Source organism: Apibacter sp. B3546, assembly GCF_009827885.1.
Taxonomy (GTDB): Bacteria; Bacteroidota; Bacteroidia; order Flavobacteriales; family Weeksellaceae; genus Apibacter.
On sequence record NZ_WINW01000002.1, the window covers coordinates 1553 to 2107 of the forward strand.

Here is a 555-nt window from a genome sequence, read left to right on the forward strand (position 1 = left end):
AGCGGTAGATGTTCCTTCCTGTTTAGTCCATGTAAAATCGTTGGAATCCCAAATGTAACGAGATACTTTTTTGCCTTTTCCTTCGTCTACATCGGCATAAAACCCGNCTTCTTTGGAAGGGTTCCACTTTTGGGCGTTGGTTTCGGTTTCGGGATAAGCCGCACACAAGGCTTCAAAGGAAGCATAAGTTCCTAAATATTTGTTGGAAAGACTTTTTAGTTTNATCTTTTTCTTGTTTGGTAAAGTTTTGCTCTGAAAGGCCTTTTCCTGTTTCTTTGTCTACTTTGTTGTTAATAGTTTCATTGACTTTTTTAGTATTATTACCTATTTGTCTAAAGGTTTCATTGGCTTGTTTAAGCCATTCGTAGAGGTTTAATAAGCTCATAGTTTTTTATTTTTTTAATAATTCTTCTTGATATATTTTTAAGGGGTCTTCTATTTCGGTGTCAAGTACAAAGTCTTCCGGCGCGTCCGTATAATCGGTTGCTTTGTCCCCAAATTCTACTTTGTATTTTCCTTTTTTAGTTAATGGACGCGGGGTTGATATTCGTAAAT